This window comes from Pseudomonas sp. 8 R 14 (assembly GCF_900005955.1).
In the GTDB taxonomy this organism is placed as follows: domain Bacteria; phylum Pseudomonadota; class Gammaproteobacteria; order Pseudomonadales; family Pseudomonadaceae; genus Aquipseudomonas; species Aquipseudomonas marginalis.
Window position 1 is genome coordinate 10,290 of record NZ_CVTH01000093.1, and the last position, 8,267, is coordinate 18,556.

General features: G+C 65.1%; 2 protein-coding genes. Both read right to left on the reverse strand.

Going from position 1 to position 8,267, the window contains the following annotated elements:
- Positions 1 to 6,397, reverse strand: a 6,397-nt coding sequence (locus tag BFQ01_RS31030; protein ID WP_065928296.1) for a non-ribosomal peptide synthetase, incomplete at its 3' end; no start/stop codon positions are given.
- Positions 6,398 to 6,400: 3 nt separating this feature from the next.
- The coding region (locus BFQ01_RS31035) for an amino acid adenylation domain-containing protein (RefSeq protein WP_141691327.1) at positions 6,401 to 8,267 on the reverse strand (1,867 nt) is incomplete at its 5' end.

Consider the following 8,267-nt stretch of genomic DNA (forward strand, 5'->3'; position numbering starts at 1 on the left):
AGGCGAGGTTTTCACCGTCCAGGGCGATGCCTGGGTTGGCGTCGCTGTAGCCCTCGAAGGCAGACTCACCCAGCACCAGGGTTTCCAGGCCTTGAGGAATCGGTAGCTGTTCACGCAAGTGCGCCTGGGTCAACAGCAGTTTCACCCCGCTGTCGTCCAGCATGTAGGCCAGGCGTTCGCGCGGGTATTCCGGGTCCAGCGGCACATAGGCGCCACCGGCCTTGAGCACCGCGAGCAAGCCGACCACCATCTCGATGGAACGCTCCACCGCCAGGCCCACCAATACGTCCGGCCCTACGCCGGCCTCGATCAGGCGGTGGGCCAGGCAGTTGGCGCGGCGGTTCAGCTCGGCGTAGCTCAAGCGCTGCTCGGCAAATACCAGTGCCGTGGCGTCCGGCGTGCGCGTCACCTGCTGTTCAATCAGCTGATGCACACAGTGCTGCAACGGGTAGTCCCGCGCCGTGGCGTTCCAGTCCTGTACCACTTGCCGGCGTTCGGCCACATCGAGCATCGCCAGTTCGCCCAGGCGCTGCTGGCCGTCCTCGAGCATGGCTTGAAGCAGGTTGAGCAGATGGCGGCCGTAGGTTTGCACCGTGTCCGGGTCGAAATGCGCACGCGCAAAGCTGAACTGCACCGACAGCGTGTCACCGACGTCCACCAGCACCGTCAGCGGGAAGTTGGTCTGCTCGCGGGAATCCGGCAGGCCAAAACGGATACCGCTGCCGCCACTCTGTTCCAGGGCCTTGGACACCGGGTAGTTCTCGAACACCAGGATGTTGTCGAACAGGGCTTCACCGCCCTGCCCGGCCCAGCGCTGGATATCGTACAGCCCGGTGTGTTCATGCTCGCGCAACGCCAGGTTCTGCGCCTGCACCCTTTGCAACCAGTCGGCCACGGTTTGCTCGCCCTCCACTGCGCAGATCACCGGCAGGGTATTGATGAACAGGCCAATCTGCTGCTCCACCCCCACGAGGTCTGCCGGGCGCCCGGCCACGGTGGCACCGAACGACACCACCGCCTGCCCGCTATGGCGCTGCAACAGGACCAGCCACGCCGCCTGGACCAGGGTGTTGAGCGTGACCTTATGGCTGCGGGCGAAGGCCTCGAGGCGCCCTGTCAGGGGGCGATCCAGGCTCAGCGCGTGCTCGCCATGCCCGTCCGCCGCCATGGGCTGGCTGCGGCCCAGGCGAGTCGGCGCTTGCAGTGCACTCAACTGCTCGCGCCAGAAGGTTTCGGTCGCACCGGCATCACGCTGCTGCAACCAACCGATGTAATCGCGATAGCGTCCGGCCGCTTCGGGCACTGCCACGCCGGCGTAACGTTGCAGCACTTCACCGAACAGTCGCGAATTGCTCCAACCGTCCATCAGGATGTGATGGCTTGTGTAGATCAGCTCATGGCGTTGCTCGTCGGTACGCACCAGCACCAGACGGACCAGCGGTGCCTTGGCCAGCTCAAAGCCCTGGCGACGCTGGGCTTGCTGCAGGTCTTGCAACGCCAGCTCCGGCTCCGGCATGGCGCGCCAGTCGAGAAGTTCGATGGGCAGCCGTGCCTCGCGGTACACCACCTGGCATGGCCACTCCAACTGGCCCTCCCAGAAAAACCCGCTGCGCAGCACGTCATGGGCCTGCACCGTGGCATCCCAGGCCCGCTGGAAGCGCGCCACATCCAGGCCCTCGGCCGTCACGCGAATCTGGTTGATGTAGTCGCCGGCGGCCTGTTCGTACAGGGTGTGGAACAGCATGCCTTGCTGCATGGGCGACAAGGTGTAGATGTCGTCAATCCCATCGGCGGCCAGCGGCAAGGACTCAAGCTGCTGCTGGTTCAGGCGTGACAACGGGAAGTCCGAGGCCGTCACGCCGTGGTTGCCGGGGGTGCAGCAATGTTCCACCAATGCCGTCAGCTCACGGCTGAAGGCCTGGCTCAAGGCATCGATCTGCGACGCCTCGAACATCAGCGGGCTGAAGGTCCAGCCCATGTGCAGTTCACCGCCGAATACCTGGCCGTTGAGGGTCAGCCAGTTGCCCAGCGGCGCCTCCGGGCTCTGCTCGGCTCCGGCGCTTTCCGCTGCGAGTACAAACAAACCGTCCGGCTGGTCAAAGCTGGCGTCGATCTGGCCCAGGTAATTGAAGGTGATGCGCGGCACCGGCAATGCGCTGAATGCCTGGCGCGTGGCCTCGTCGCCGAGGTAGCGCAGCGCGCCGAAGCCCAGGCCCTTGTCCGGCACGGCGCGCAGTTGCTCCTTGATCTGCTTGATCGAGGCGCCAAGGGATTCGGCCGGGGTCAGGCGCACCGGGAACAGGCTGGTGAACCAGCCCAGGGTGCGGGTCAGGTCGATATCCTCGAACAGGTCTTCACGGCCATGGCCTTCCAGTTGGATCAGGCTGGAAGCCTGCCCGGTCCACTGGCAGATGACACGCGCCAGGGCGGTCAGCAGCAGATCGTTGATCTGGGTGCGATAGGCCGCAGGCGCCTGTTGCAGTAATTGCCGGGTGTGCTCGGCGTCCAGTCGGCTGACCACTGTCTGCGCCAGGCGGCCAGGACGCGCGCCTTGGGGATCACGGCAGGGCAGATCGGTAGGCACGCCCTGGAGCTGTTGCAGCCAGAAGTGTTTTTGCGGCTGTACCGCTTCGCTGCGGGCATGGGCCTGCAAACGCTCGGCCCAGGCCTTGAACGACGAGGTCTTGGCCGGCAACGGCTGTTGACGGTAGAGGCTTTGCAGGTCCTCGAGGAACACCCGCCAGGACACGCCGTCCACCACCAGGTGGTGCATGACCAGCAACAGGCGCTGGGAACCATCGGCCAGTTCGGCAAGCACCGCACGCAACAAGGGCCCCTGTTGCAGGTCGAGGCTGCGCTGGGCTTTTTCGCACAGCGCGGCCAGTTCGTCGGCATCCGCCACCGCGGCCTGCCACAACACCTCCGGGATGGCGGCTGCATGCTCGGCCCGCCACCCTTCGACGGGCTGGCTGAAGCTCAGGCGCAGCCCATCGTGGTGGTGGACGATGGCGTGCAAGGCCGCTTGCAGCCGATCTGCCCGCACCGGCTCGCGTGGCGTCAGCAGCAAGGACTGGTTCCAGTGGTGGCGCTCCGGCAGGTCCATCTCGAAGAACAGCTGCTGGAACGGCAGCAACGGCGTTTCGCCCTGCACCGGGCCCTGGTCAAACACCTGGGCAACCTGCAACTGCGCCACCCGCGCCAGGCTGCGCACGGTCTGGTGCTGGAACAACGCCTTGGCGGTGAAATAGATACCGGCGGCGCGGGCGCGGCTGACCACCTGGATCGAAATGATCGAATCACCGCCGCGCTCGAAGAAGTTGTCGTTCAAGCCTACCTGTTCGACGCCCAGCACCTCGGCCCAGATATCCGCGATCTGCTGCTCCATGGCACTTTGCGGGGCCTCGTAGTGGTGGGTGGCTTCGGGTTTGGGCAGCGCCTTGCGGTCGAGTTTGCCGTTGGGGCTCAGGGGCATTTGCTCCAGCAGCATCCATTGTGCCGGGACCATGTAGTCCGGCAGGTGCTGGGCCAGGTGGGCGCCGAGGACCTCGCGCCAATCATCGCCAGCGTCCTGCAGCACCAGGTAGCCCACCAGGTATTTACCGTCGACCGCCAACACGGCAGCCTCACGGACCCACGCGTGCTCCAGCAGGCGCGCTTCGATTTCCCCCAGTTCGATGCGCAGGCCGCGCAGCTTGACTTGATGGTCGATACGCCCGGCGTATTCGATCACGCCGTCTGTGCGGTAGCGTGCCAGGTCGCCGGTACGGTACAGGCGCTCGCCCTGGATGAACGGGTGGGCGACAAAACGTTCGGCGGTGAGTGCCGGGCGACGGTGGTAACCCCGGGCCAGGCCGATGCCGCCGAGGTACAACTCGCCGAGCACACCGACCGGTACGGGTTCGAAGTGGCTGTCGAGGATGTAGCAGCCGAGGTTGGCGATCGGGCGGCCAATTGGTACCGCATCGCGGCCTTCGTCCACGCAGGTCCAGTGGGTTACGTCGATGGCGGCTTCGGTCGGGCCGTACAGGTTGTAGAGACCGGCCTGGGGCAGCTTGGCGAAGACCTGCTGCTGGGCATCCACCGGCAGGGCCTCGCCGCTGCACACGATGCGCTGCAGGCTTTGGCAGGTCGACACCGCCGGATCCTGCAGGAAGGCCTGCAGCATCGACGGCACGAAGTGCAGCGTGGTGACCTGCTGTTGATTGATCAGGTTGATCAGCCTGGCCGGATCACGGTGATCACCAGGCGCTGCGACCACCAGGCGCGAGCCGGTCATCAGGGGCCAGAAGAACTCCCACACCGACACGTCGAAGCTGAACGGGGTCTTTTGCAGCACCGCGTCGCTGGCGTCCAGGGCATAGGCTTCCTGCATCCATTGCAGGCGGTTCAGCAATGCCGAATGACGGTTGCCCGCCCCTTTGGGCTGTCCGGTGGAGCCCGAGGTGTAGATCACGTAGGCGAGGTTTTCACCGTCCAGGGCGATGCCTGGGTTGGCGTCGCTGTAGCCCTCGAAGGCAGACTCACCCAGCACCAGGGTTTCCAGGCCTTGGGGAATCGGCAGCTGCTCACGCAAGTGCGCCTGGGTCAGCAGCAGTTTCACCCCGCTGTCGTCCAGCATGTAGGCCAGGCGTTCGCGCGGGTATTCCGGGTCCAGCGGCACGTAGGCGCCACCGGCCTTGAGCACCGCGAGCAGACCGACGACCATGTCGATGGAACGCTCCACCGCCAGGCCCACCAGCACGTCCGGCCCTACGCCGGCCTCGATCAGGCGATGGGCCAGGCGGTTGGCGCGGCGGTTCAGCTCGGCATAACTGAGCGACACCCCATTGAAGCGCAACGCCGGTGCATCCGGCTGCGCCTGCACCTGGGCCTCGATCAACTGATGCACCCACTGCCCTTGGGGGTAGTCGCGCGCGGTGGCATTCCATTGAGCGAGTATTTGCTCGCGCTCAGCGACGTTGAGTGTCGCCAGGTCGTGCAAGGGCAATGCAGGATTCGCCACGGCTGCCCGCAACAGGCTCAGCCAATGTTCGGCCATGCGTGCGACGGTGGCAGCGCCGAACAGGTCGGTGGCGTAGGTCAGGGACGCCCAGATCGCGTCGCCGCTTTCCTGGGTGTCCAGGCTCAGGTCGAACTGGGCGCTGTGGCTGTCCCATTCCAGGTTGGCCACGCGCAGGCCCGGCAACTGCTGCGCGGCGGCTGGGGAGTTGGCCTGGTGGTTGAACATCACCTGGAACAGCGGGTTATGGCTCAGGCTGCGCTCCGGTTGCAGGGCTTCGACCAGTTGCTCGAACGGCAAGTCCTGATGGGCCTGGGCCTCCAGCGCACGGCGCTTGGTCTGCTGCAGCAGCTGGGCGAAGCTCATGTGGCCATCGAGGTCGGCCTTGAGCACTTGGGTATTGACGAAGAAGCCGATCAGCGATTCGGTCTCGACGCGGTTGCGGTTGGCAATCGGCACGCCGATGCGAATATCCTGCTGGCCGCTGTAGCGGTACAGAAACGCCTGGAACGCGGCCAGCAACAGCATGAACATCGTCACGCCTTCGCCCTGGGCCAGGGCTTTCAACCCTGCCACCAGTGCCGGTTCCAGCGCGATGTCCAGACGCGCGCCACGGAAGCTCTGTTGCGCCGGGCGGGGTTGATCGAACGGCAATTCCAGCACCGGCTGCGTGCCGCTGAGCAATTCGCGCCAGTACGCCAGTTGACGGGCCTTCTCCCCCGCTTCCATCCAGCTGCGTTGCCACAGCGCATAGTCGGCGTACTGGATCGGCAGCGGCGCCAATGCACAGTCCTGGCCCTGGCTGTAGGCAGCATAGAGTTGCATCAACTCCTGCACCATCACACCCATCGACCAGCCATCGGAGACGATATGGTGCTGCACCAGCACCAGCACGTGCTCCTCTTCGCTCACTGCGAGCAAACTGACCCGCAGCAACGTGCCTTGCTGCAAGTCGAAGGGACGGGCGATTTCGGCTTCGACACGGGCCTTGAGCTGCGCTTCGTCGACTGCACTTTCGGCGATCTCGACCACCCTGTGGGCCAGCACCTCCTGAGTACGTGCCTCGGCGTCCAGGTGCAGGCGTGTACGCAGGCTTTCATGGCGCGCCACCAAGGTGTCGAAACTGCGCTGCAGGGCGGCCTTGTCCAGCTGGCCGCTCAGACGCAGGGCGCCGGGGACGTGATAAGCGTCACTGTCCGGGTCCAACTGCCAGAGAAACCACTGCCGTTCCTGGGCGTAGGACAACGGCAGCTTCCGGCCGTCCTCGCGGATCGAGGCAATCGGCAGCTGGGCGAAGCTCATGCCCCGGCTTTGCAGGCGCTGGTAGAACTGCTGGCGCTGTTCCAGAGGCAGGCGAAGAAAGCGCGAAACCAGATCGATATTAGGGTTGGAAAGCATGGGTCAAATCGCCTCTAGTTCGCTCAAAAAATCACGAAGATCATCAAAGTCTTCCGCGCTGCCGGCGCGGAAGGTGGCAGCCGCCTGCACATAGGCGCGCAGCGTTTCAGTCTGGAACACTTCCACCAGCGGCACTTCCAGGCCCAGCTCGGCCTGGACCCTGGAGGTGATCTGGATGGCCAGTAGGGAGTGGCCGCCCACTTCAAAGAAGTTGTCGTTCAAGCCGACCTGCGGCAGGCGCAGCACCTCGGCCCAGATCGTGGCGATCTGCTGTTCCAGCTCGCTCTGCGGGGCCACATAGGCCTGTTGCATAAGGCTCACATCCGGTTGCGGCAGGCCCTTGCGGTCGAGCTTGCCGTTGGGGGTCAACGGCATTTGCGCCAGGAAGATGAAATGCGCCGGGACCATGTAGTCCGGCAGGCGGGCCTTGAGTGCGCGACGCAATGCGTCACGGAACTCGGCTTCGTTGGACGGGGCGGACACCGGAACCACATAGGCCACCAGCTGTTTTCCGGTCGGGCCGTCCTGGGCCACCACCACCGTCTCACCGACGCTGTCCTGCTCACGCAGGCGCGCTTCGATTTCCCCCAGTTCGATGCGGAAACCACGGATCTTCACCTGGTGGTCGACACGCCCGAGGTAATCCACCACGCCATCCGGGCGGCCACGGGTCAGGTCGCCGCTGCGATACACGCGACTGCCCGGCTTGCCGAACGGGTCCGGCACGAAGCGTTCGGCGGTCAGCGCCGGACGTTCCAGGTATCCACGGGCCACGCCCTCGCCGCCCAGGTACAACTCACCGGCGACGCCGATGGGTTGCAGGTTGAGTTGCGCGTCCAGCACGTAGCCGCTGCGGTTGCCCAGCAACGTACCGATTGGCGCGTAGACGGCACCGCATGGATCGCCTCGACGGGCTTTCCACAGCAGCGGCGTGACCACGGTTTCCGTCGGGCCGTAACCGTTAAACAGGTAGGTCGGCTTAAGCGCGCGCCAGGCCAGGTCGTAGCTGGCTTGCGCCACCGCATCGCCGCCAAAGCAGTACACACGCACTTTCGGTGGATTACCGTCGCGCTCGGCATGCTCGGCCAGTTGTTGCAGGTACACCGGCGGGAACACCGCCATGGTCACGTTGTGACGGTGCATCTGCGCGTAGGTGTACTCGGGCAACCACAGGCTATCGTCACGGACCAGCACGCTGGCGCCGTTGATCAGCGGGTGCATCCAGCCTTCGTGGGAGCCGTCGAAGGCGAACGACATGAAGTGCAGTTCGCAATCGGCCGGCGATGTTTCATAACGCTCGCCGGTGGCGATGATGTGCGCCACCAACGGGCCGTGGGACACCGCCACGCCCTTGGGCAGGCCGGTGGAGCCGGAGGTGTAGATCACGTAGGCAAGGTTGTCGCCGTGCAGTTTTACCTCCGGCGCGGTGTCGCTGTAGTCGGCCCACGCCTCGGTGCGATCGATGGCCAGGCTGTCCAGGCCCTCGGGAATCGGCAGTTGCGGCAACGCACTGGTGTGGGTCAGCAGCAACTTCGCGCGGCTGTCCTGCATCATGTACAGCAGGCGATCACGTGGGTATTCGATATCCAGCGGCACATACACACCGCCGGCTTTCATCACAGCGAGGAACGCCACCAGGCTCTCGGCACTGCGCGGCATGGCAATTGCCACGCGCACTTCGGGGCCGATGCCACGGGCGATCAGGGCATGGGCCAGGCGGTTGGCCTGGCGGTCCAGCTCGCCATAACTCAGGGTTTGCGCATCGAACTTGATCGCCACCGCAGCGGGGTTTTCGGCGGCGCGGTCGGCAACCATTTCGTGTACCAGACGCTCGGCCGAGAAGCCGGCGTCAGTCTGGTTCCACAGCTGC